Annotated in this window: 26 protein-coding genes; 10 read left to right on the top strand and 16 right to left on the bottom strand. The window is 59.4% G+C overall.

The genetic code is table 11. The features are described from left to right. Positions 1–17 precede the first annotated feature (17 nt). Genes arsB through arsH form a run of 3 tightly spaced genes read left to right on the top strand, consistent with a single transcriptional unit; the run spans position 18 to position 2,198 of the window. Positions 18–1,079, top strand: coding sequence for an ACR3 family arsenite efflux transporter (gene arsB / locus PSQ90_RS09720; RefSeq protein WP_282210128.1), 1,062 nt, complete (start codon positions 18–20; stop codon positions 1,077–1,079). Further along, a complete protein-coding gene (gene arsC / locus PSQ90_RS09725) occupies positions 1,076–1,498 on the top strand; it encodes an arsenate reductase (glutaredoxin) (RefSeq protein ID WP_282210129.1) in 423 nt (140 codons plus the stop codon). The genes arsB and arsC overlap by 4 nt, the downstream gene beginning before the upstream one ends. Next, positions 1,473–2,198, top strand: a complete 726-nt coding sequence (gene arsH / locus PSQ90_RS09730; protein ID WP_282210130.1) for an arsenical resistance protein ArsH — start codon at positions 1,473–1,475, stop codon at positions 2,196–2,198. The genes arsC and arsH overlap by 26 nt, the downstream gene beginning before the upstream one ends. Positions 2,199–2,205: 7 nt before the next feature. On the opposite strand, the gene ispG is transcribed toward arsH, so the two are convergent. Then, positions 2,206–3,447, bottom strand: coding sequence for a flavodoxin-dependent (E)-4-hydroxy-3-methylbut-2-enyl-diphosphate synthase (gene ispG, locus PSQ90_RS09735; protein ID WP_282210131.1), 1,242 nt, complete (start codon positions 3,445–3,447; stop codon positions 2,206–2,208). A gap of 183 nt (positions 3,448–3,630) precedes the next feature. Continuing rightward, on the bottom strand, positions 3,631–4,398 hold the full coding sequence (gene gloB / locus PSQ90_RS09740) for a hydroxyacylglutathione hydrolase (protein ID WP_282210132.1): 768 nt from the start codon (positions 4,396–4,398) through the stop codon (positions 3,631–3,633). 104 nt (positions 4,399–4,502) lie between these two features. On the opposite strand from gloB, the gene PSQ90_RS09745 reads away from it, so the two are divergent. The 3 genes from PSQ90_RS09745 to PSQ90_RS09755 all read left to right on the top strand — a co-directional run bounded on the left by PSQ90_RS09745 (position 4,503) and on the right by PSQ90_RS09755 (position 7,373). Beyond that, the gene (locus PSQ90_RS09745; protein ID WP_282210133.1) at positions 4,503–5,234 is read left to right on the top strand and encodes a class I SAM-dependent methyltransferase; all 732 of its coding nucleotides are present in this window, start codon (positions 4,503–4,505) and stop codon (positions 5,232–5,234) included. Between the two features lie 76 nt (positions 5,235–5,310). Continuing rightward, positions 5,311–6,399, top strand: coding sequence for a pyridoxal phosphate-dependent aminotransferase (locus PSQ90_RS09750; RefSeq protein WP_282210134.1), 1,089 nt, complete (start codon positions 5,311–5,313; stop codon positions 6,397–6,399). Further along, complete coding sequence (locus PSQ90_RS09755; RefSeq protein ID WP_282210135.1) at positions 6,399–7,373, top strand: prephenate/arogenate dehydrogenase family protein; 975 nt, start codon at positions 6,399–6,401, stop codon at positions 7,371–7,373. Before PSQ90_RS09750 ends, PSQ90_RS09755 begins: the two co-directional genes overlap by 1 nt. 104 nt (positions 7,374–7,477) lie before the next feature. Here PSQ90_RS09755 and PSQ90_RS09760 read toward each other — a convergent pair whose 3' ends face one another. After that, positions 7,478–8,446: a DUF2125 domain-containing protein gene (locus PSQ90_RS09760; protein WP_282210136.1), complete on the bottom strand. Its 969-nt coding sequence runs from the start codon at positions 8,444–8,446 to the stop codon at positions 7,478–7,480. Between the two features lie 93 nt (positions 8,447–8,539). On the opposite strand from PSQ90_RS09760, the gene PSQ90_RS09765 reads away from it, so the two are divergent. Beyond that, complete coding sequence (locus PSQ90_RS09765; RefSeq protein ID WP_328517496.1) at positions 8,540–9,088, top strand: gamma-glutamylcyclotransferase; 549 nt, start codon at positions 8,540–8,542, stop codon at positions 9,086–9,088. On the opposite strand, the gene PSQ90_RS09770 is transcribed toward PSQ90_RS09765, so the two are convergent. The 4 genes from PSQ90_RS09770 to ftsE form a co-directional block, all read right to left on the bottom strand. Next, complete coding sequence (locus tag PSQ90_RS09770) at positions 9,085–9,432, bottom strand: hypothetical protein (protein ID WP_282210138.1); 348 nt, start codon at positions 9,430–9,432, stop codon at positions 9,085–9,087. The genes PSQ90_RS09765 and PSQ90_RS09770 overlap by 4 nt on opposite strands. A 126-nt stretch (positions 9,433–9,558) precedes the next feature. Continuing rightward, positions 9,559–10,224: a lysophospholipid acyltransferase family protein gene (locus tag PSQ90_RS09775; RefSeq protein WP_282210139.1), complete on the bottom strand. Its 666-nt coding sequence runs from the start codon at positions 10,222–10,224 to the stop codon at positions 9,559–9,561. Positions 10,225–10,454: 230 nt separating this feature from the next. Beyond that, entirely contained in the window at positions 10,455–11,384 is a 930-nt protein-coding gene (locus PSQ90_RS09780) for a cell division protein FtsX (protein WP_282210140.1), read from the bottom strand. After that, positions 11,377–12,039 (bottom strand): cell division ATP-binding protein FtsE, encoded by a 663-nt coding sequence (ftsE, locus tag PSQ90_RS09785; protein ID WP_282210141.1) that lies wholly within the window; start codon positions 12,037–12,039, stop codon positions 11,377–11,379. The genes PSQ90_RS09780 and ftsE overlap by 8 nt, the downstream gene beginning before the upstream one ends. A gap of 227 nt (positions 12,040–12,266) precedes the next feature. On the opposite strand from ftsE, the gene PSQ90_RS09790 reads away from it, so the two are divergent. After that, on the top strand, positions 12,267–13,148 hold the full coding sequence (locus PSQ90_RS09790) for a zinc-ribbon domain-containing protein (RefSeq protein WP_282210142.1): 882 nt from the start codon (positions 12,267–12,269) through the stop codon (positions 13,146–13,148). Beyond that, positions 13,148–13,558 (top strand): response regulator, encoded by a 411-nt coding sequence (locus tag PSQ90_RS09795; protein ID WP_282210143.1) that lies wholly within the window; start codon positions 13,148–13,150, stop codon positions 13,556–13,558. Before PSQ90_RS09790 ends, PSQ90_RS09795 begins: the two co-directional genes overlap by 1 nt. A gap of 102 nt (positions 13,559–13,660) precedes the next feature. Here the strand turns inward: PSQ90_RS09795 and lysA are convergent, their stop codons facing one another. The 3 genes from lysA to argH all read right to left on the bottom strand — a co-directional run bounded on the left by lysA (position 13,661) and on the right by argH (position 17,225). After that, positions 13,661–14,920, bottom strand: a complete 1,260-nt coding sequence (gene lysA, locus PSQ90_RS09800) for a diaminopimelate decarboxylase (protein ID WP_282210144.1) — start codon at positions 14,918–14,920, stop codon at positions 13,661–13,663. A gap of 70 nt (positions 14,921–14,990) precedes the next feature. Then, positions 14,991–15,707 carry a gamma-glutamylcyclotransferase gene (locus PSQ90_RS09805; RefSeq protein WP_282210145.1) on the bottom strand — a complete coding sequence of 239 codons (717 nt, stop codon included), beginning with the start codon at positions 15,705–15,707 and terminating at the stop codon, positions 14,991–14,993. A 69-nt stretch (positions 15,708–15,776) separates the two neighbouring features. Further along, positions 15,777–17,225, bottom strand: a complete 1,449-nt coding sequence (gene argH / locus PSQ90_RS09810; RefSeq protein ID WP_282210146.1) for an argininosuccinate lyase — start codon at positions 17,223–17,225, stop codon at positions 15,777–15,779. A gap of 20 nt (positions 17,226–17,245) precedes the next feature. Here argH and PSQ90_RS09815 point away from each other — a divergent pair, with 20 nt between their 5' ends. Then, positions 17,246–17,920, top strand: coding sequence for a TlpA disulfide reductase family protein (locus PSQ90_RS09815; protein ID WP_282210147.1), 675 nt, complete (start codon positions 17,246–17,248; stop codon positions 17,918–17,920). Here the strand turns inward: PSQ90_RS09815 and PSQ90_RS09820 are convergent. The 6 genes from PSQ90_RS09820 to PSQ90_RS09845 all read right to left on the bottom strand — a co-directional run bounded on the left by PSQ90_RS09820 (position 17,917) and on the right by PSQ90_RS09845 (position 20,861). Beyond that, positions 17,917–18,132, bottom strand: coding sequence for a hypothetical protein (locus PSQ90_RS09820; RefSeq protein ID WP_282210148.1), 216 nt, complete (start codon positions 18,130–18,132; stop codon positions 17,917–17,919). The genes PSQ90_RS09815 and PSQ90_RS09820 overlap by 4 nt on opposite strands. A 5-nt stretch (positions 18,133–18,137) precedes the next feature. Continuing rightward, complete coding sequence (locus PSQ90_RS09825; protein WP_282210149.1) at positions 18,138–18,320, bottom strand: hypothetical protein; 183 nt, start codon at positions 18,318–18,320, stop codon at positions 18,138–18,140. Positions 18,321–18,414: 94 nt separating this feature from the next. Continuing rightward, complete coding sequence (locus PSQ90_RS09830) at positions 18,415–19,098, bottom strand: rhomboid family intramembrane serine protease (protein ID WP_282210150.1); 684 nt, start codon at positions 19,096–19,098, stop codon at positions 18,415–18,417. 33 nt (positions 19,099–19,131) lie between these two features. Further along, complete coding sequence (locus tag PSQ90_RS09835; RefSeq protein ID WP_282210151.1) at positions 19,132–19,725, bottom strand: cob(I)yrinic acid a,c-diamide adenosyltransferase; 594 nt, start codon at positions 19,723–19,725, stop codon at positions 19,132–19,134. 4 nt (positions 19,726–19,729) lie between these two features. Then, on the bottom strand, positions 19,730–19,930 hold the full coding sequence (locus tag PSQ90_RS09840) for a twin transmembrane helix small protein (RefSeq protein WP_282210152.1): 201 nt from the start codon (positions 19,928–19,930) through the stop codon (positions 19,730–19,732). A gap of 79 nt (positions 19,931–20,009) precedes the next feature. Then, positions 20,010–20,861, bottom strand: a complete 852-nt coding sequence (locus PSQ90_RS09845; protein WP_282210153.1) for a LysR family transcriptional regulator — start codon at positions 20,859–20,861, stop codon at positions 20,010–20,012. Between the last annotated feature and the right edge of the window lie 48 nt (positions 20,862–20,909).

Genomic DNA, 20,909 nt, shown 5'->3' on the forward strand with positions numbered 1-20,909 from the left:
CCCATTAGAGTGAATTCATGACTATTTTTGAGCGATATCTGACCCTTTGGGTTGCGATCTGCATTGTGGTGGGCATTGGTGCGGGCCATTTTATCCCCGGTCTGTTTCAGGCCATTGGGGGGCTCGAATATGCGCAAGTCAACCTGCCGATGGCGGTACTGATCTGGCTGATGATCATTCCGATGCTGGTGCGAATTGATTTTGCCGCACTCAAGCAGGTTGGACGACACTGGCGCGGCATTGGTGTGACGCTTTTCGTCAACTGGGCGGTCAAACCATTTTCGATGGCGCTGTTGGGTTGGTTGTTCATCGGCTGGTTGTTCCGACCGTTTCTGCCCGAAACGCAGATTGATAGCTATATCGCTGGTCTGATCATTCTGGCGGCGGCCCCGTGTACCGCGATGGTGTTTGTGTGGTCCAACCTAACCAAGGGGGAGCCGCATTTTACCCTGTCGCAGGTGGCGCTCAATGACGCGATCATGATCGTGGCGTTTGCGCCTTTGGTTGCGCTGTTGCTGGGTCTTTCGGCCATTACCGTGCCCTGGGACACGCTGATGCTGTCGGTTGCGCTTTATATCGTCGTGCCGGTACTTGCGGCGCAGATGTTGCGGCGGTGGCTTTTGGCCAATGGTGGGATGGTGGCCATCGACAAGGTGCTGGCTGTTTTACAACCGATTTCGATCGGCGCCCTTTTGTTGACGCTGGTGATGCTGTTTGGTTTTCAGGGCGAGCAGATCATTGCGCAGCCGCTGATCATTCTGTTGCTGGCGGTGCCCATTCTCATTCAGGTCTATTTCAATTCAGGGCTGGCCTATGTGCTCAACCGGGCCAGTGGCGAAGAGCATTGTGTCGCCGGTCCATCGGCACTGATCGGGGCGTCGAATTTTTTTGAACTGGCGGTGGCGGCGGCGATCAGCCTGTTCGGATTCAATTCGGGCGCGGCGCTGGCAACGGTTGTGGGGGTTTTGGTGGAAGTGCCAGTCATGCTCTCGGTGGTCTGGATCGTCAATAATTCAAAGGGCTGGTACGAAGCGGGCGCTGCCGTGCGCCGCAATGAGCAAAAGCGGGTAGAACCATGAGTGTCACGATTTATCATAATCCAGATTGCGGGACCTCGCGCAACACGCTGGCGATGATCCGCCAATCGGGGGTGGAACCCGTTGTAGTTGAGTATCTCAGGTCGCCACCCCATGCCGACACTATTATCGAAATGGTGGGCAATGCGGGTCTCACGCTCGCCAAAGCGTTGCGCCAGAAAGGCACGCCCTTTGCCGATTTGGGGCTGGGCGAGCCAGGTGTGACCGACGTACAGCGGCTTGAGGCCATTGCCGCGCACCCGATTTTGCTGAACCGGCCCTTTGTAGTCGCGCCCAAGGGGACAAGGCTGTGTCGGCCTTCCGAAGTCGTGCTCGATGTTCTGGACAATCCCGATATCGGGCCATTCACCAAGGAGGATGGCGAGGTGATTATTGATGCCGCGGGGCAACGCATTGTCTGATTTGCCCAATATTGTCCAGGACGCTTTTGAACGTCCCGATGCTGCCCGGCTGGGCGTTGCACCAACCGGGCACAAGCCGCGCATATTGATGCTTTATGGTTCGCTGCGGCAGCGCAGCTACAGTCGGTTTCTGACCGAGGAAGGTCGGCGGCTTTTAGAGGCGTTCGGCGCGGAGGTGCAAATATTTCATGCCAATGGATTGCCGTTGCCCGACGATGCCGACGCCAGCCACGCCAAGGTGCAGGAATTGCGCGACCTGATGGTGTGGTCGGAAGGGCAGGTTTGGACTAGCCCTGAACGGCACGGAGCCATGTCGGCGACGATCAAGGCGCAGATTGACTGGATACCCTTGCCCGGCGGTGCGGTTCGGCCAACACAGGGGCGGACGCTGGCGCTGATGCAGGTCTCGGGCGGTTCGCAATCGTTCAATGCGCTCAACCAGATGCGGATTCTCGGGCGCTGGATGCGGATGCTGACCATTCCCAACCAGTCTTCGGTCGCCAAGGCCTGGCAGGAGTTCGAAGAAGACGGGCGGATGAAGCCCTCGTCATTTTATGACCGGGTGGTCGATGTGATGGAAGAACTGGTCAAGTTCACCCTGATCAATCGCGGTGCGAGCGACTATCTGACCTCGCGCTATAGCGAACGCAAGGAAGCGGCGGCAAAGCTGGAAAAACGGGTGTTGCTGAAATCGATCTGAGGCGACGCTATTGCGCCGCCATGGTTTCAGATTTGCCGTAATTTTTTTCGATATAGTCGGCAACCATCTGCTTGAACTGATCGGCAACGTCGGCGCCGCGCAGGGTGGCGACTTTTTTGCCATCGACAAATACCGGGGCGGCGGGGGTTTCCCCGGTGCCGGGCAGGGAAATGCCGATATTGGCGTGTTTGCTCTCGCCGGGGCCATTGACGATGCAGCCCATCACGGCAACGCTCATGGCTTCAACGCCGGGATAGCGCTCTTTCCATTCGGGCATCGAGGCGGACAGATGGTCCTGGATTTCCTTGGCCAGCGTCTGGAAAGTCGAGGAGGTTGTGCGCCCGCAGCCGGGGCAGGCGGCAACCACCGGAATAAACTGGCGAAAGCCCATGGTTTGCAGCAATTCCTGGGCTACCCTGACTTCGGTGGTGCGGTCGCCGCCCGGTTCGGGGGTGAGTGAAATGCGGACGGTGTCGCCAATACCCTGTTGCAACAAAATGCCGAGCGCGGCGGAGGAGGCGACAACGCCCTTGGTGCCCATGCCCGCTTCGGTCAGCCCCAGATGCAGCGCATAATCGCAGCGCGCCGCCAGATCCTGATAAACCGCGATCAGATGCTGGACGTCCGAGACCTTGGTTGAAAGGATGATCCGGTCGCGGCCAAGACCGAGTTCTTCTGCGCGTTCGGCCGACCCGATGGCCGACTGGATGATGGCTTCGCGCTGTACGGCGGCCGCGGTCACCGGGTTGGCGCTCTGGGCATTTTCATCCATCAGGCGGGTCAAAAGCTCTTCGTCGAGCGATCCCCAATTGACCCCGATGCGCACCGGCTTGTTCCAGCGCATGGCCAACTCGATCAGGGTGGCGAACTGGGTGTCGCGCTTGGCCTTGAAGCCGACATTGCCTGGATTGATGCGATATTTGGCCAGCGCCTCGGCGCAGGCCGGATGATCGGTCAAAAGCTTATGGCCGATATAGTGGAAATCGCCGATCAGCGGCACGGTAATGCCGGCGCGATCCAGCCGGTCGCGAATGTGGGGCACAGCGGCGGCGGCCTCGTCGCGATCAACGGTGATGCGGACCAATTCGGACCCGGCACGGGCGAGCGCGGCCACCTGACGGAAGGTTGCCTCGATATCGGCGGTATCGGTATTGGTCATTGATTGGACGACGATGGGGTGACCACCGCCGACGACGATCCCGCCAATATCGACACCAACTGAATTTCTGCGATGGGATGGACCAGCCATTATTGCGTCCTCTTGCTGGCCCACAAATAAGCGCTCGGGGCCAAGAGCGCAATGATGGCGCGGTGCCGACGGTGCGAAGCGCTAGAGCGGCGGGCGTTCCGATAGAATCGGAACTCGCGCTCTAGTTATTGGTGTCGCGTCGTTTTTTGCGGAAAACCGGTTCCCACTTTTTCGCACGATGCTCTAGAAGTTGTCCTTGCCCTTGCGGATGGCGGCAAAAACGTCGGCTGGCGGTGCGCCGGTCAGGCCAAAATGGGCGGCAAGGCCCGGTTCGTCGGCGCGCAGGAACGGATTGGCCAGTTTTTCGGTGCCCAAAAGGGCGGGGACGGTAAAGCGACCGGCGGCGCGCAGTTCGGACACTTCGGCGGCGCGGGCCTTGAGCGCCTGGTTTTCGGGATCAATCGAGAGGGCGAAGCGGGCATTTGCCGCGGTATATTCGTGGCCGCAATAGACCAGGGTCCGGTCGGGCAGGTCGCGCAGGATTTTTAGCGCTTCCCACATCGGGCCGGGGGTGCCTTCGAACATGCGCCCGACACCGAGCGAAAACAGGGCATCGGCGGAGAACAGGTGGCCGCCGGCGCGGTCGTGGAAAACGATGTGACCGAGCGTGTGGCCGGGGGCGCTCAGCACATCAAAGCGGGTTTGCCCGAGCATGACCTCATCGCCGGGTGCCAGAAGTTTGTCGAGGCCCTCGATCTTGTCGGCTTCGGCCTTGGGGCCCCAGACGGTGACCTCAAAATCGCGCTTGAGTTCGGGGATGGCTTCGACGTGATCAAGGTGGTGGTGGGTGATGAAAATATCGGAAAGGGTCCAGCCGCGATGCAGCAGCGCGGTCTTGACGGCGCGCGCCTCGGGGGCGTCGATGGCGGCAGTGCGGCCGGTGTCGCTGTCGTGGACCAGATAGCCATAATTGTCGTCGCGGGCTTCAAAAACATCAACGATCAAACTCATGGCGGCATATCCTTTCGTGCGATTTGGCTTGAAAGCTAGGGACGTGGGCGCACAATGACAAGCTCGGATTAGACAAGTTTTGTGCGCTCATGCAGAGTTGAAGAATGACCAGCGATGTGAAACGCCTGATTGAGTATTACAAATCCCCGCTGGGCCGCATTTCGCGGACGCTGGTTCGCGAGCAGATCGTGGGACTGGCCGACGATGTTGCGGGCAAGCGGATATTGGGGCTGGGGTTTGCGACGCCCTATCTGCGCTTTACGCTGGAAAAAGCCGAGCGGGTCATCGCCTTCATGCCGCAGCGGCAGGGGGCTTCGGCCTGGCCGCGCGAGGGCCCATCGCATACGGTGTTGTGTGATCCGCTGGAAATGCCGCTGACTGACGCAGCGATTGATCTGACGATTGCGGTGCATGCGTTCGAGCATATTGCCGATGCGGAGGAATTGATGCGCGAATTGTGGCGGATCACGGCACCCAATGGCGAATTGATCATAGTTGTGCCGCGACGGCGCGGCATTTGGGCGCAACGCGACACCACGCCGTTTGGTCAGGGCAATCCCTATTCGGCGGGGCAATTGGAAAAGTTGTTGCGGGATCATTCATTCGTGCCGGTGGGGTGGCGGGATGGATTATTTCTGCCGCCATTCCAATCCTCGCTGGTGCTGAAGTCCGTGCGATTTTTCGAGCGGGCGGGGCGACTGTTCGGGCCGACATTTTCGGGTGTCATCTGCGTTCGGGCACGCAAGCAGGCGTTTCCAGCGATCCCACGGCGGCGGCGGGCCGAGCGCTATGTGCGGGTTCCGGGACTGAGCGCGCAGACGGCGCGGTCGTCCTGAGGAAAAACAGTTTCCTTTGCGTTCCGCAGGGGCTTTGCTTATGGTCCGCGCGGCCTTACCAACCCAAGAATTTTTGATGACGAACCGACCCAAGCCGCAGCCCGGCATCCTTGAAATTGCCCCCTATGTTCCGGGTCGCTCGCAGGCGGCGGCGGGGCAGAAGGCGATCAAGCTGTCCTCAAATGAGAGCCCGCTGGGCGCCTCGCCGCAGGCTATTGCGGCCTATAAGGGCGTTGGCGATCATCTTGAAATTTATCCTGAAGGCTCGAGCGCGGTGCTGCGTGAAGCGCTGGCTGAAGTGCACGGGCTGGATGGGTCACGGATCGTTTGCGGCAATGGTTCGGATGATCTGCTGCATCTTCTGGCGCAATGCTATATCGGCGATGGCGACGAAGCGGTGATGAGCCAGTATGGGTTTTCGGTCTATCCGATCGTGACCGAGGCGGCGGGCGGGCGCATCGTGATGGCGCCCGAGAGTGATTTTGTGGCCAGTGTCGATTCCATTCTCGCGGCGGTGAGCGAGCGGACGCGGATTGTTTTTCTGGCCAATCCCAACAATCCCACCGGCACCTATCTTGGTGCCAGCGAAGTGCGGCGGTTGCAGGCGGGGCTGCGGCCCGATGTGCTGCTGGTGCTTGATAGCGCCTATGCTGAATATGTGACGACGAGCGATTATTCGGTCGGGGTGGATCTGGTTGAGCGCGCTGACAATGTGGTGATGGTCAGGACGTTTTCAAAGATGGGATTGGCGGCGGCGCGGGTCGGCTGGCTTTATGGGCCTGCCCATGTCGCTGATGCGCTCAATCGCATCCGAGGACCGTTCAATGTCAATCTGGGCGGACAGTTGGCGGCGGCAGCGGCAACACGCGATGTGGATTTTACCCGCAAGCTGGCGCGCTACAATGCGCAATGGCGCGACTGGTTGAGCGCGCAATTGGGCAGCAACCAGATGCGGGTGGTGCCGAGCCAGGCCAATTTTATCATGGTGCTGTTTGCCGAGCCGGCGCATGCGGATGCTGCGTTTGAGGCGCTGTTAGCCAAGGGGCTGATTGTTCGCCAGGTTGGCTCCTCCTATGGCATTGCCAATGGCTTGCGCATTTCCATCGGTCCGGAAGCAGCGATGCGTGCGGTTGCCGATGTTCTCAAGAATATGGTGTTTGGTTGATGAGTGCGCCGTTCAAAAAACTAGCCCTGATCGGCATTGGGTTGATCGGCTCGTCAATTGCGCTGGCAGCGCGGCGGTACGGGCTGGTTGATGCCATCGCCATTGCCACACGCAAAAGCGAGACGCTGGATGAGGCGCGGGCGCTTGAACTGGGTGATGTTTATACGCTGGACGCGGCCGAAGCTGTGCGCGGGGCGGATCTGGTTATCCTTTGCGTGCCGGTGGGGGCCTATGAATCGGTGATGCGGGCCATCGCACCGGCCTTGGCGCCGGGGGCGATCTTTTCCGATGTGGGGTCGGTTAAAGGCTTTGTGCACAAGACTTTGGCGCCGATGGTGCCCAAGGGGGTGAGTTTTATTCCGGGGCATCCGCTGGCCGGGACCGAACATTCGGGCCCCAAGGCGGGGTTTGCTGAATTGTTTGTGGGGCGCTGGTGCGTCCTGACGCCTGATGCCGAGGCGCGGTCCGTCGATGTTGAAAAGCTGACAAAGTTCTGGCGTGGCATGGGCAGTCAGGTCGAAACCATGGACCCGGCGCACCATGATATGGTTTTGGCGATAACCAGCCATATTCCGCATCTGGTGGCTTATAATATCGTAGGGACCGTGGCGGATCTGGAAGCGGATACGCAATCCGAGGTCATCAAGTTTTCAGCGTCGGGATTTCGCGATTTTACCCGAATTGCGGCTTCTGACCCGGTGATGTGGCGCGATGTATTCCTGACAAATCGCGATGCGGTTCTGGAAATGCTGGGGCGGTTTTCCGAGGATTTGTCGGTGTTACAGCGCGCGGTGCGCACGGGGGATGGCGATGCGCTTGAGGCGATGTTTACCCGCACCCGCGCCATTCGCCGTTCGGTCATTGATGCGGGGCAGGAAACGGCAGCGCCCGATTTTGGTCGCCCGCACCAGAGCGACAGCGACCCCACGCCGGTTAGCGCGGTGCGCGATCACGGCGGGGGCGACGACGCTTAGAGCGCCGGGCGTTTCGATAAAATCGGAACTTGCGCTCTAATTCCTAGTGTCGCGTCGTTTTTTGCGGAAAACCGGTTCCCACTTTTCCGCACGACGCTTAGGCTTCAGAATAATGGCGGGACGCTCGAGATGGGCACCAGTCCCGAAAAGATGCCGCCGCTGCGGGCGCTGAGTTTTTGGGTGTAGCTGCCGTCGGGACCAGCATTGCCGAAGGTGAGCGTGCGGAAGGGTTCTTCGAGCAAGGGGCCGACCCGCTCGACGACGCCGGTTGAAATGATGTCGATATTGCCGTTGAGCAAGCCCTGCGGATCAAGGCTCAATTCGCCGCTGGCGCTGAGCTTGCTGGTTTCGGTGTCGCTGGCAGTGATATCGATGAGCTTAAGCGTGCCACCGGCCTGCTGCATCTGGCGCAGCAGATCAGGATTGCCCAGCAGGCGGATATCGTCGGGCAGGCCCGAAAGCTCGGCCTGGATGCTGGCGGTGCCATCGGCGATGGTCAGGCCGGGAGCCGCGATATCGTGGGCCTCGGTATAAAGCGCCAAGGCGGCGGTGCCGCGTTCGGCATCATATTGTTCGGGAATATCGATCAGGTGAAATTCGGCTTTCGGGGCACTGGCGATGGGTTGGCCAAACAGTTTGTCGGTCCAGACAAGGTTGTCGGCGATGATGGAGAGGCGGGCGATGCGCCAGCCTTCGAGCCGCAAGCTGGCCTGTAGACCGTCCCAGTTGACATCGCTTCTTGAGCCGGTGAAATTATCGGAAATCGTTACGGGGCCAAGCGCTGAGGCCAGCAAATGGGTGGGCTGGTAGACCTGAGCACTGACGCGCAGACCCGGAATGGTTGTCAGGACATCGCCGCTGAGCAGGCTGGCATTTTCGCAATCGGCATTGAAATGGAAGGGATAGCCGGAAATATCAAGGGTTCCGCAACTTAACATCGGGGCGGTGGTGCCATCGGCGTCGGCCATCAATTCGATATTCTTGCGGATTTCGCCCGCTATATAAAACCAGCCGCCGGTCCAGACCAGAACGACGACCAATACGGCGATGCCGAGATAGATGATTCGCTTCATGATGTAGTATTAGCCTTGCTTGATGCGGGCACCAACCCGGTGATTTTTCAATCCGGGGCTGTCCTTGCCCCGAAATTGGGTCAGGTTATGGCGATGAGCGAATCACCTTCCCGTTCGACAAGCTATTGGGTTTTTGGCTACGGATCACTGATCTGGAATCCGGGCTTTGCTTTTTTGCGGGCCGAACGGGCAACGCTATGGGGTGCCCATCGCAGCCTGAGCGTCTATTCCCATCATTATCGGGGTACCGAGGCGCAGCCGGGACTGGTTTTCGGGCTGGCGCGGGGTGGTTCGTGCCGGGGAATGGCGTTTGAAGTGGCTGCAGATCAGTGGGACGAAACGATCGGGTATTTGCGGGCGCGGGAGCTGATAACCCATGTTTACCGGGAGGCGGAACGCCCGATCTGTCTGGCGAGCGGCGGGCGAATGCGCGCGGTGACTTATCTGGTTGATGAACATCACGTGCAATATGCGGGCAAGCTTAGCCTGGTGGCGCAGGCCGAAATGGTGCGGCTGGCAATCGGCCAATCGGGCCCCAATATTGATTACGTGCTCAATACCGCCCAGCATTTGCGCGAACTGGGTATTGGTGACCGGACGCTGGACGCGCTGGTCAGGTTACTCGGCCGCCGTCCTGATTAGGCAGCCGCTGAACGGCGCGTTTCGGGCTCGGCGCCTTCAAGATCCCAAATGGTGGTCATGCGCTCAACGTCATCGCGCGGGGTTGCCAGCCGAAAGGCACGGTCGGCGCAATCAAGCGCGAGCTTGAAGCGGGTGCGGCTCATCGGGTCAACGACCAACTCGGCAACCGAGCCTACCCAAAGCACCAGACTGCCCTTGGCGATCAGATAAAGCTCGCGTTCGGCCAGGCGAAATTGCTCAAGACTTTCGCTGACCAGACCATAGGCGCGGCCCGAACGGCCGAACCAGTTTACCGAGCGCTGCTGATTCGGTCCCAACGTCGTCGTTTTACCAAGTGATGCCATTTCCCCATCTCCCCTGCACTCCAGAAGAAGAACAAAAATAGAACAAAAAACAGTTAACGTCAAGTCGATTCAAATTCTATCTCTATATCTATGGTGCCAGTCGGGCTTTTTGTCAACATATAGTGTTTAGGCCTGATTACGGCTCTGCCTCGCATCATCGATGGCCTGTCGCAATTTTTTGTCGATCGGCCGGGCCAAACCCCGGTCTACCGCTGTTAGAATCAAATCAGTTGATTCTGGTTCGATGGCTTTTTTGAGTCTTTTGGTAAAAACGTCAGGCGCCAGCCCCGGCTCGATGGGCGGCAGGAACTTTGCCTCGGCGGTGCCGGGCCACAAAAGCAGGCTGTTGCGGCCCCAGAAAAGACCGGAATTGAGCGCAACGGGAACGACCGGAACGCCGAGTTCAGCATAAAGCCGCCCGATGCCCTGGCGATATTCGGGCTTGGCCAGCGGGGAGCGGCGGGTACCTTCGGGGAAAATGACGATGCGGCAACCGCGCGCGACGGCGGCGTGGGCCTGTTCCATCATCAGGGGAATGGCCTTTGCGCCTTTGGAGCGATCAACCTCGATGCAATCAAGGGTGCGCGCGGCCCGGCCAAAGAACGGCAGGCGCATCAGCTCCTTTTTGACGATATAGGCGGGGCGCCCGGTATAGGGAAAAATGGCAAAGACATCCCAGTCGCTTTGGTGCTTGGCGGCAATGATGCAGCCGCCCTCGGGAATGTTTTCCTCGCCAGAGACCCGGGTCTTGATGCCGCCAAACAGGCGCAGCAAGACCAGATTGATCGGCACCAGTATTTTGCCGTGGCCCAGCTGAAGGCAGTTCGGCGGCCCGTAATCAGGGCCGATATGCCAATGGCGATGGCAACCAGGGCCGTCTGGGTAATAAAAAGCAGATAAAATATTGCCGAACGAATTGCCTGCATCACCATGAGTTCGATATCTCCAATGGCATTTTGATATTGCGATGGTTTAGCGGGGAGGCGGGCTTTTGGCCAGCAGATCCGGGTAAACGCCGATGATCATGAGGTCTGGGCGAGGAACCGGCGCACGGTGACGCGCGAGGTTGTCGCGGTCAGGGCAGCAATGACCAGCACAACGGCAGCAATGCCGACAAGGCCGCTAATGCCCAGGGCAAAGCGCCCGAACAGAATGCCGACCTGCTGGCTGGTTTCGCCCGGCAAAACGCCGCTGGCGGCAGTGCCGACAAGGGTGAAGAACAGGATGGCCGCGATGCCGCCAATGACGCCGCCTTGCAGCCCGATGGACAAAAACCGTCCCTGAAACTCGCCGGCAATGAATTTGTTGGAGGCCCCGATATAATGGAGCACGTCGACAATCTCGCGATTGGAAGCCATAGCGCCGCGCGTGGCAAAAACGATGGCCAGCATGGTGGCGACGATGATCAGGGCCAATACCAACAATCCCGAGAGCACGATGGCCCCGGACATGGCGTTCAATTGCTGACGCCAGACGGCGTGAGTATCAAGGCTTGCGCCTTTGACGGCGGTCAAATCATTGGTGAGCTTGGCAATGTCGGCATCCAGCGGATCGTCGAGATGGACGACAACCAGCCGGGGAATTTCAATGGCGGTGAGATCCAGGCCGGCACCCAGCCACGGCTCGAGCAGGGCCTGACTTTCGGCCAGAGTCAGGGCGCGGGCCGAGCCAACGCCGGGGGTTGCCTCGGCGAGCGCAACGGCAGTGCGCAGGTTGGACTCCATCACCTCGCCCTCAACCGGGCGGATCTGGATGGTGACTTCCCGGCCAACGTCCGCCGACCAGGCAATGGCTGATTTTTGAACCAGCACGACGCCGCCAAGGGTCACCGCGGACAGAAATGTCATGATGGCGATCAGCAGCATCAGGGTGCGACCAGCGACTGAACGTTCGGGCACGATGGGGGCGGGACGACCGGGGCGGGGAATTAGATTTTTGATCTGCTCAATCATGGATCACCAACTCGCCCTTGGAGAGCAACATGCGGGGGTAGGAAAACTGATCGAGTAGCGGCAGCTCATGGGTCGCCAGAATGATGGTCATGCCCAGGGTGCGGTTGAGTTCGGCGAACAGGTGCACGAGGCGCGAGGACAATTCGGGGTCGACGTTGCCGGTGGGCTCGTCGGCTAGCAAGACCTTTGGGCGGGCAATGACGGCACGGGCGATGGCGGCGCGCTGTTTTTCGCCTCCCGAGAGCAGGGACGGCAGGGCATGCATGCGCTCGCCCAGGCCGACCCATTCGAGCAGTTCGGTCACATTGGGCCGATATTCGCTTTCGGCCTGTCCCAGAACCCGCAGCGGCAGGGCGACATTTTCGAAAGTGGTCAAGTGATCGAGCAGGCGAAATTCCTGAAAGACGATGCCGATGTGGCGGCGCATCTGCAGCAGGCGGTCATGACTCAGATTGGTGACATCCTCGCCAAACATCGTGACCTGACCACGCGATGGCTTGAGCGACAGCAGCAGCAGGCGCAGCAGCGAGGTTTTGCCGGCGCCCGAGGGGCCGGTCAGAAAGTGGAACGAGCCGGGCTCGACCGAAAAGGTCAGGTCCCGCAGGATTTCCGGGCCATTGCCATAGCGCAGGCCAACATCGGAAAATTCGATCAAAGTTCCAGGCTCCTCAATAGTCTGTCCTGTTTCGGTGCGACCGCAAACCGAATCACGCGCACCCCATCATATCAGGGCAAGGCGGTTGTGCGGCGTTTGGGGCGGGTTTGGGTGTGGATTGCGGTGCATTTATGTTTATTGCGGCTTCTGGCGGGGTGGTTTGAGGAGTTTTAACTTCGCCGCAATAGAATTGGGTCAATTCAGACCGACAGGCGCCCACTACTTTCATGATCATCACCTGCCCTCATTGCCAGACACGCTATCAGGTTGCCTTTGAGGCAATCGGTGCGGCTGGTCGAAAGGTGCAATGCGCCAATTGCCAACGCGACTGGCGGCAGGTGCCGTTGCCAGTGGAAGAAGACGAGGCGGCGATGAGCGAAGATGCGCTCGATGATGCCTTTGTTCAGGCGGCCAATCGGGCGGCAGAGGAAGCGGCAGAAGCGCGGGGCGACCCCGAGGATGGGGCTGAAACAAGCGGGCAACCGGTTGACCCGGCATTGCAGAAAAAGCGGCAGCGGGCTTTTTCGCAGCGGCAAAGCTCGATGATCGCGCAATTGCCGATGGCGCGTCTGCGCCGGGCGGCGCGGATTGGGGCCGCCTGCACGCTGGTGGGGATGATCGGTTTCGGCTTTCTTGGCCGCACCCAGGTGGTGGAAATGTTTCCGTCAATGGCGGGGGTTTATGAATCCATGGGGCTGGGCGTTAATGTCGTGGGGCTCAATTTTACCGATGTCCGGACCCAGCGGACGCTGCGCGATGGCAAAGAAGTGCTGCTGGTCCAAGCTGAAATTGTCAATGTTGCGCTGGGGCGGATGCCGGTGCCGCCCGTGGTGCTGACGCTGATCGATGCGCAGGGCAAAAATCTATATCAGTGGAGCGTGCGTCCGCTGGTGCGTTCACTGGTGCCGGGCAAGACGGCCAGCATCAGCACCCAGCTTTCGTTGCCGCCGGGCAATGTTGCCAAGGTCAAGCTGAGCTTTGCCAGCGGGAACAGTTCTTCCGATGCGCCGACCGCGGCTGCACCAGGCAATGCGCCTGGCGATGGTGCCGCTCCCAATGAGGCCGGTTCTGCCTCACCCAAACCCGCCCCCAGTCAGGAGCATGGATAATGGCTCGAATTCTTGTTGCCGAAGATGATGATTCGGTTCGCGCTTTTGTGGTCAGTGCCCTGGGCATGAAGGGGCATGAGGTTATTGCAGCCGAAGACGGCGGATTAGCCGCGGAAACGCTGGCGGAGGAGGCGGGGAAATTCGACCTGCTGCTCAGCGATATCAAGATGCCGATCATGGATGGCATTGCGCTGGCGCTGAGCACGGCTGCCGACTACCCCGATATCACCATTGTGCTGATGACTGGCTTCGCCGATCAGCGCGAACGGGCGCATGGGCTCGAGACGCTGATCTATGACGTGATCGTCAAACCGTTCACGCTGGCTGATCTATTGGCCAAGGTCGATGATGCGCTCGAAGGACGGCCGGTGGAAGTGTTGTCACTGGCGCGGCGCGAGCGCGACGGCTAGAGCCGGTCGGGCGTTCCGATAGAATCGGAACTTGCGCTCTAGCTTTTTTGGTGTCGCATCGTTTTTTGCGTAAAACCGGTTTCCACTTTTCCGCACGTTGCTTTAGAGCCAGTCGGGCACGCTATCGAGTGCGATCAAGGCGTCAAGCGAGGGGCGCGGGCGGATGATGTGATAGTCCTCGCCATTGACCAGAATTTCGGGCACCAACGGGCGCGAATTATAGGTTGAGGCCATGACCGCGCCATAGGCACCGCCGCTCATGATGGCTAAAAGATCACCCTCGACAACCCCCGGAATAGTGCGCCCCCTGGCCAGATAATCGCCCGTTTCGCAAACCGGGCCAACGATATCGGCGGTGATCGGGGCAAGGTTTGACGGATTGACCGGCTCGACGTCGTGATGGGCTTCGTAAAGCGTGGGACGCAGCAGATCGTTCATGCCGGCATCGACAATGACAAAGCTGGTAGCGCCGGGTTTTACATATTCAACTTTGGTCACGAGAATGCCGGCATTGCCCACGAGCAGGCGACCCGGTTCGATCACCAACTTGACGCCCAACTGTCCGATCTTCTCACGCACGACGGCCGCATAGGCGTCGGGGTGGGGTGGGGCTTCCTGATCTTGATTATAGGGAATGCCCAGACCGCCGCCGATATCGACATGCTCAATGGCGTGGCCATCGGCCTGCAGGGATCTGACCAGTTCGGCCATCAGGCCAAAGGCGTTGCCAAAAGGCTCAAGATCAGTGATCTGGCTGCCGATATGCATATCGACCCCGACCGCCTTGACGTGTTTGAGCTCGGCAATGCGGGCGTAGACTTCGTTGGCGCGCCTGTAGGAAATGCCGAACTTGTTTTCGGCCTTGCCGGTGGAAATCTTGGCGTGGGTGCGCGCGTCGACATCGGGGTTGATGCGCACCGAGACGCGGGCGATCCTGCCCATTTCGGCGGCAATCATATCGAGCCGTTCAAGCTCGGGCTCGCTTTCGAGGTTGAAGCAGTGAATACCCGCTTCCAGACCACGGCGCATTTCGGTGATGGTTTTGGCGACGCCGGAAAATACGATCATCTCGGGCTGGATGCCCGCGGCCAGAGCGCGCTCGAGTTCGCCCAGCGAGACAACGTCGGCACCGGCGCCTTCGCTGGCCATCAGCTTAAGCACGGCCTGATTGGAATTGGCCTTCATGGCATAGGCCAGAAGTGTCGGAATGCCGTCAAAGGCGGCTCTAATCACCTGAACGTGGCGACGCAGGGTTGCGGTTGAATAGACGTAGAATGGCGTGCCCACCTTTGCGGCCAGCGCATTGAGATCGACGTCTTCAGCAAACAGGACACCGTCGCGACGTTGAAAATGATGGACCATGGCAATTCTCCGGCGGCGGCAAGGCGTAGCGCTTGTCTAGAGCAAGGAAAGGGAAAACGAAAGTGTGCGTTTAACGCGCCTCGTAGGTGGCTTCGATGCGCTCGGCGACCATGGACTGCAAGGACCACAAATGAGGGTCCTGAATGCCCATGTCTTCAAGGTGGCGGACGGTGGCAAACAGATATTGGGCCATCGAGCCGCGCGGTCCGGTGGCCGTTGCCAAAACGTCGGCAACACGTTCATCGCTCAGACCACTGACATAGCGGCCACTGTTGCGATCCATGCAAAAGGTCAGGGCACGAATGTTGCGGTCTTCAACTCTGGCATTCACCCAGCGTGGCGGGAAGGCCGAGGGCTTCCAGCCCATTTCGCGCTCGAACAGCTTGATCATATTGGCTTTGATCCGGTCCGGTGGCAGGCGATAAAGTACACCTTTGCAGGCTCCGCCACGGTCGAGCGCCAGCATCAGGCCTGGGTTTTCATCGCTGCCGCGAAAGCGGTTGTTCCAACCGAGGCAAAATGAACGGTGCCAGCCATGCACCAGCGCGGTGCGCATTTCGACAAAGTCGCAGGCCGGTTTCCAAATCAGCGAGCCATAGGCAAAAAACCAGATTTCGCTGGCATCCGGATTTGCATCGAGCAGTTGCTCATAGGTGCGCTGATGATCAGAGGGCGTTGATTCCTCCATGCCCTCAGGGGGCTCGGGCATGGTGTCGACGGCTTTTTCGGGCTGCAGAAACTGGACGTGACGCTCGGTCAATCGCATTAGTCGTGGGGCACTTGGCATGGTCAAACCTATGATGTACGGGCATTCTCCCAAGGGCGAACCGGGTTGAGCGTGGCGATGAACAAGATTTTATTCAACCCCACCATCGCCGTGGCCGCCATGCTTTTTGCCGCGCAGTGGGCGCGGTTCGTGGGTTTGGCCAGTCAGTACCGACTTCCAGCGAGCGGCCTGATTCAAGACATTTGTCGGGGCGGTGCCGCCATAACTCTGGCGTGAGGCAACCGAGCTTTCAACAGTCAGAATTTTATGGATGCGGCTATCGATCCGTTGGTCGACCTGCTTGAAGTCCTCGATGGTCAGACCCTCAAGCCCGCAGTTTTTCTTTTCGGCCAATGCCACGATCTGGCCGGTGACGTGATGGGCATCGCGGAACGGCATGTTGACCTCGCGCACCAACCAGTCGGCAATATCGGTGGCGGTGGAAAAGCCAGCGCTGGCGGCGGCGTGCATCCGGTCGTGATTGATACTCAAATCGCCCACCATTCCGGTCATGGCGGCCAGCGAGAGCGAGAGGCTATCAAGGGCGTCGAAGGCAATTTCCTTGTCTTCCTGCATATCCTTGGAATAGGCGAGCGGCAGGCCCTTCATCACCACGATCAGCGAGGTCAGGGCGCCCAGAATGCGACCGATCTTGGCGCGGACCAGTTCGGCGGCGTCAGGATTGCGCTTTTGTGGCATGATCGAGGAGCCGGTTGAATATTTATCCGAGAGACGCACGAATCCGAACTGGGCCGAACTCCAGATGACCAGTTCTTCGGCAAAGCGCGACAGGTGCACGGCGCATATGGAGGCGGCGGCAAGGGTTTCGAGAATGAAATCGCGATCTGACACAGCGTCAAGTGAGTTGGCGGTGGGCCGATCAAAGCCAAGGGCTTCGGCGGTCATGTGTCGATCAATGGGAAATGAGGTTCCGGCAAGGGCGGCGGACCCCAACGGGCTTTCATTGAGGCGCTTGCGGGCATCGGCAAAGCGGGATGCATCGCGGCCGAGCATTTCGACATAGGCCAGCAAATGGTGGCCAAATGTCACCGGCTGGGCGCTCTGCAAATGGGTAAAGCCGGGCATGATGGTTTCGGCCTCGGCTTCGGCGCGGGTGACCAGACCCAGTTGCAGGGTATTGATCTGGGTGATCAGCGTGTCGATGGCGTCGCGGACATAGAGTTTGAAGTCGGTTGCGACCTGATCATTGCGCGAGCGGGCGGTATGCAATCGACCAGCGGTATCGCCGATCTGTTCACGCAGGCGGTTTTCCACGTTCATGTGAATGTCTTCGAGCGCGCGCGAAAATGTGAACGTGCCCGCTTCAATCTCTGCCAAAACCGATTGCAAACCCGATATGATCAGATCGGTATCGTCCTGCGTCAGTATGCCGGTTTGCGCCAGCATGTTGGCATGGGCGATAGATCCGGCAATATCCTGTTTGAAAAGGCGCTGATCAAAGCTGATCGAGGCGTTTATTTCTTCCATGATGGCGTCGGGGCCCGATGAAAAACGGCCGCCCCACATCTTGTTGCTCATCAATAATCCCTGGAGCTTGAATGTCCGAACAAAGCCCGCCCCCCGCCAAGAAGTCCAATACTCCCCGACTGATCGTTACACTGGGGCTGGCCAGCGTGGCGCTAGCTATATCGGGGTGGGTGTACCTTAGCAATGGCAGCGCGACCGCCAGGGAGTGTCCGGTGCAGGCCGCTCAAGCAGCGGTGATTGATAGTGCGGCTGTCGGCGAGTTGGCGGCGCTCAACCCGACCGGGGAAGGGCGGGGCTACGAAAAGACCGCGTTCAAAGACGCGTCCGGTAAGGACATGACCATCGCCGATTTCAAGGGCAAGGCGCTGTTGGTCAATTTCTGGGCCAGCTGGTGTGTTCCATGTCGCGAGGAAATGCCGGCGCTGGACGCGCTGGCGGCCAAATATAATTCGGACAATTTCATGGTATTGCCGATCAATCTCGATATTGGCGATGAGGGGCCGGGCAAGGCCAAGGCATTTATGGACGAGCAGGGGCTGACCAATTTGCCAATCTATACCGATGCAAGCTTTGCCGCGTTCAAGAAGTTGCAGACCGATGCAGTCGCCATCGGGTTGCCGACGACGTTGGTGCTGGATGCCAATGGTTGCGAGTTGGCGGTATTGCAGGGGCCGGCAGAATGGAATTCGCCGGACGGGGAAGCTGTGATCAAGACCCTGATCGGATTGGCGGGCAAGGGCGCTTAAACCAACCGGTCGACATCAGCGCCGCTCGAAACCACGATGGGCTTGGGGTCCGGCTGATCGGTGGTTTTGGGGTCGGCGCTGTTTTCAATGGCGGTGCGCACTTTTTGGGCGAGCACCGCAACCCTGGCCAGTTCGGCGCCGGTCGGGGTGGCTTCGCGGTGCACGATGCGGTTGATCATCGCTGGAGGGCTGATGCCGACGGCGTTGGCCATGATGGTTATGCCAGCTTGTCGATTTTAAGACCCTGCCCGGCAGGCGGGGCGGCGCGGCTGACCTCGGCGACCATGTTGGCGGTGGCCTGGTCCAACTCAAGACTTTTCTTGAGCACTGCCTGCTGGACATTTGCCCGGCTGGAGCCATTGGACATGGCAACCATCTGCATTGTCAAATCGGTATCCATTGCGGTCTCCCTAGCCAGTATTGCACCGGCACCCTAGGGGGCGGGTGTGAAAAAAGACTTGGGCTGGATAGATAATTTTATGCAAATGCCGGGTTTATCGTCCGCCCAGCAAGGGCACGGCGCGGCGGCGCAGGATGAACGTCAAGGCGATGCCGGCGGCAAAGCCGCCCAGATGGGCCCACCATGAAACAGGCTCGCCCTGATCAATGATGAGATAAAAAATCTGGCTGGCGATCCAGAACCCCAGCATCCAGAAGGCGGGCACGGGCAGGGGTATGGGAATGACGATGCGGGCCAGAACAAAAACGCGGGCGTGGGGGTACAGCAGCACATAGGCGCCCATGACCCCGGCAACGGCTCCCGAGGCGCCGACCAGCGGACCATTGCCATCAAGATTGAAGGCCAGGTGGGCAAGGGCAGCAAGACCAGTGCAGCTGAGATAGAACAGGAGGAAGCGCCAGTGGCCCATGGCATCCTCGATATTGTCGCCGAAAATCCACAGGAACAGCATGTTGGTGAGCAGATGCAGCCAATCGGCGTGCAGGAAGGCGTAGGTGAAAAGGTTGGCCCAGTCGGGGAGCCAGGCAACCGGCTGGGGGTAAAGGTCGCGCACGACAATCGGGATCATGCCGAAGCCGATGGTTGCCTGTTCAAAGGCTGCCGGGGAAAGATTTGCCTCGATGAGAAAAATCAGGGCGTTGAGTGCGATCAACCCATAGGTGACGTAGGCGACCTTGACGTAGCGGATGGGGTTTGAATCGTGCAGGGGCAGGAACATTGCTTCTCCTTGGCGAATGGTTCCGGCGCCCGATCAGTCCTGTTTTGTGGTTCGTGTATTGTTGCCGGGCACCCACATTACATCCTTGTCGCCGTTGGCATTGGTGACCCGGCCGAGAACGAACAGCAGATCGGAGAGGCGATTGAGATAACGGATGGCTTCGGGGCTGACATCGGGTTCGATGCTGGCCAGTTCGACCACAATCCGCTCGGCACGACGCACGACGGTGCGCGCAATATGCAGCGTTGCCGAGGTGGGGGTGCCCCCAGGCAGGACGAAGCTTTTGAGCGGGGTCAGGTCATCGTTGTACTGGTCAATTTCGCGCTCGACCCAGGCGGTTTGTACCTCGGTTACCCTTAGTGACTTTGGCCCGTCCGGCGCGTCTTCGCCCGGGGTGGCCAGATCGGAGCCAACATCGAACAGATCGTTCTGGATGCGGCCAAGCAATCGGTCGATCTTGGGCATTGAGGTGGTATGCAGACGGGCCTGGCCAATGAAGGCATTGGCCTCGTCGATGGTGCCGTAGGCGGCAACGCGCAGATCATATTTGGCGCGCCGGGGACCGCGTACGAGGCCAGTGGTGCCATCGTCGCCGGTCTTGGTATAGATGCGATTGAGCTTGACCATGGGTTCAGCCCCGTCCGTTGCCGAAGAAGAACAGGGCGCCCATCAACAGGATGAGGGCGACGGCCTGACCCATGACGCGCAGGCGCATGAGTTTTTGACTGGTATTGCCGGGGCCGCCCTTGGCCATGTTCCACAAGCCCATGCCAAGCACCCCGAGAACGAATAGCAGGGCAAGGGCAATGGCGATGTTGAATAGAACGTGCATGGTAACCTCAGGGGTAGGATCGTGCCTGCCTTATACGGGGTTGCCAGCGATCTGGCTCACAAGTGCTTCGGCAAGCGCATCATAGATGGCACGGATCTCGCCCGCTGGTGAACAGTTCACGATGGGTCGTCAACCAGACTTCGAGCGCGGGCACCGGCAATTGGGGCAGCAACGCCCGCATACCGGGAGTATGCGCGACCATATGGCGCTGGGCAAAGCCGATGCCAAGACCGGCGCGGATCAATTCCCAGAGATTGGTCTGGCTGTCGCAGCGCAGGGCGAAATGATCGCGCGTCAAAGCAAAGCCAAGCGAATTGGCATGGGCGATGATCAGTTCGGACCGATCAAGGCCGACCAGATCGTGCTGGTAAAGATCCTCGATGGCCTGGGGCGTGCCGCGACGGTCGAGATAGCTCTGGCTGGCGCAGCAGATGATGGGCAATTCACCGAGTCTTTTGGTGATGAGATCCAATTGGGTGGGCCGAAACATGCGAATGGCAATGTCGCTTTCGCGCAGCAGCAGATTTTCGGCGCTGTCGGTGGGCACCAGTTCAATGGCGATATTGGGGAATTTTTCGCGGATGCCGACAAGTATGGACGGCAGCATATAGTGGCAGACGACGGCGCTGGCGGTCACGCGTACCGAGCCGCTCGGGTCCTGTTGCACCCCCTGGGCCATCATCGATGCCTCGGCCAGTGCCGATTGGGCGAGCTCGACCGGTTCGAGCAGGCGCAGGGCGGTGGGGTTGGGTTTCAAACCGCTGAGGGTTCGTTCAAACAGGGGAATGCCCAGATGCTGTTCGAGTGCTTCGATATGGCGGCCGAGCGTTGGTTGGGAGAGGGAGAGGGCGCGCGCGGCGCCGGAAAGCGAGCCGGCTGCAACGACGGCGGCAAAACTGCGCCACAGGGTCCAATCGACAGATCTATTCATTTTTGAATATCAATTCTGCAAATTTTGCGAATGGTGCAACGATAATGA

The organism is Devosia rhodophyticola, assembly GCF_028816475.1.
GTDB lineage: Bacteria > Pseudomonadota > Alphaproteobacteria > Rhizobiales > Devosiaceae > Devosia > Devosia rhodophyticola.

Bases quoted from the DNA above. Each gene is read 5' to 3' on its own strand.
- arsB (WP_282210128.1), top strand. From the start codon at position 18: ATGACTATTTTTGAGCGATATCTGACCCTTTGGGTTGCGATCTGCATT.
- arsC (WP_282210129.1), top strand. From the start codon at position 1,076: ATGAGTGTCACGATTTATCATAATCCAGATTGCGGGACCTCGCGCAAC.
- arsH (WP_282210130.1), top strand. From the start codon at position 1,473: ATGCCGCGGGGCAACGCATTGTCTGATTTGCCCAATATTGTCCAGGAC.
- ispG (WP_282210131.1), bottom strand. From the start codon at position 3,447: ATGGCTGGTCCATCCCATCGCAGAAATTCAGTTGGTGTCGATATTGGC.
- gloB (WP_282210132.1), bottom strand. From the start codon at position 4,398: ATGAGTTTGATCGTTGATGTTTTTGAAGCCCGCGACGACAATTATGGC.
- PSQ90_RS09745 (WP_282210133.1), top strand. From the start codon at position 4,503: ATGACCAGCGATGTGAAACGCCTGATTGAGTATTACAAATCCCCGCTG.
- PSQ90_RS09750 (WP_282210134.1), top strand. From the start codon at position 5,311: ATGACGAACCGACCCAAGCCGCAGCCCGGCATCCTTGAAATTGCCCCC.
- PSQ90_RS09755 (WP_282210135.1), top strand. From the start codon at position 6,399: ATGAGTGCGCCGTTCAAAAAACTAGCCCTGATCGGCATTGGGTTGATC.
- PSQ90_RS09760 (WP_282210136.1), bottom strand. From the start codon at position 8,446: ATGAAGCGAATCATCTATCTCGGCATCGCCGTATTGGTCGTCGTTCTG.
- PSQ90_RS09765 (WP_328517496.1), top strand. From the start codon at position 8,540: ATGAGCGAATCACCTTCCCGTTCGACAAGCTATTGGGTTTTTGGCTAC.
- PSQ90_RS09770 (WP_282210138.1), bottom strand. From the start codon at position 9,432: ATGGCATCACTTGGTAAAACGACGACGTTGGGACCGAATCAGCAGCGC.
- PSQ90_RS09780 (WP_282210140.1), bottom strand. From the start codon at position 11,384: ATGATTGAGCAGATCAAAAATCTAATTCCCCGCCCCGGTCGTCCCGCC.
- PSQ90_RS09790 (WP_282210142.1), top strand. From the start codon at position 12,267: ATGATCATCACCTGCCCTCATTGCCAGACACGCTATCAGGTTGCCTTT.
- PSQ90_RS09795 (WP_282210143.1), top strand. From the start codon at position 13,148: ATGGCTCGAATTCTTGTTGCCGAAGATGATGATTCGGTTCGCGCTTTT.
- lysA (WP_282210144.1), bottom strand. From the start codon at position 14,920: ATGGTCCATCATTTTCAACGTCGCGACGGTGTCCTGTTTGCTGAAGAC.
- PSQ90_RS09805 (WP_282210145.1), bottom strand. From the start codon at position 15,707: ATGCCAAGTGCCCCACGACTAATGCGATTGACCGAGCGTCACGTCCAG.
- argH (WP_282210146.1), bottom strand. From the start codon at position 17,225: ATGAGCAACAAGATGTGGGGCGGCCGTTTTTCATCGGGCCCCGACGCC.
- PSQ90_RS09815 (WP_282210147.1), top strand. From the start codon at position 17,246: ATGTCCGAACAAAGCCCGCCCCCCGCCAAGAAGTCCAATACTCCCCGA.
- PSQ90_RS09820 (WP_282210148.1), bottom strand. From the start codon at position 18,132: ATGGCCAACGCCGTCGGCATCAGCCCTCCAGCGATGATCAACCGCATC.
- PSQ90_RS09825 (WP_282210149.1), bottom strand. From the start codon at position 18,320: ATGGATACCGATTTGACAATGCAGATGGTTGCCATGTCCAATGGCTCC.
- PSQ90_RS09830 (WP_282210150.1), bottom strand. From the start codon at position 19,098: ATGTTCCTGCCCCTGCACGATTCAAACCCCATCCGCTACGTCAAGGTC.
- PSQ90_RS09835 (WP_282210151.1), bottom strand. From the start codon at position 19,725: ATGGTCAAGCTCAATCGCATCTATACCAAGACCGGCGACGATGGCACC.
- PSQ90_RS09840 (WP_282210152.1), bottom strand. From the start codon at position 19,930: ATGCACGTTCTATTCAACATCGCCATTGCCCTTGCCCTGCTATTCGTT.
- PSQ90_RS09845 (WP_282210153.1), bottom strand. From the start codon at position 20,861: ATGAATAGATCTGTCGATTGGACCCTGTGGCGCAGTTTTGCCGCCGTC.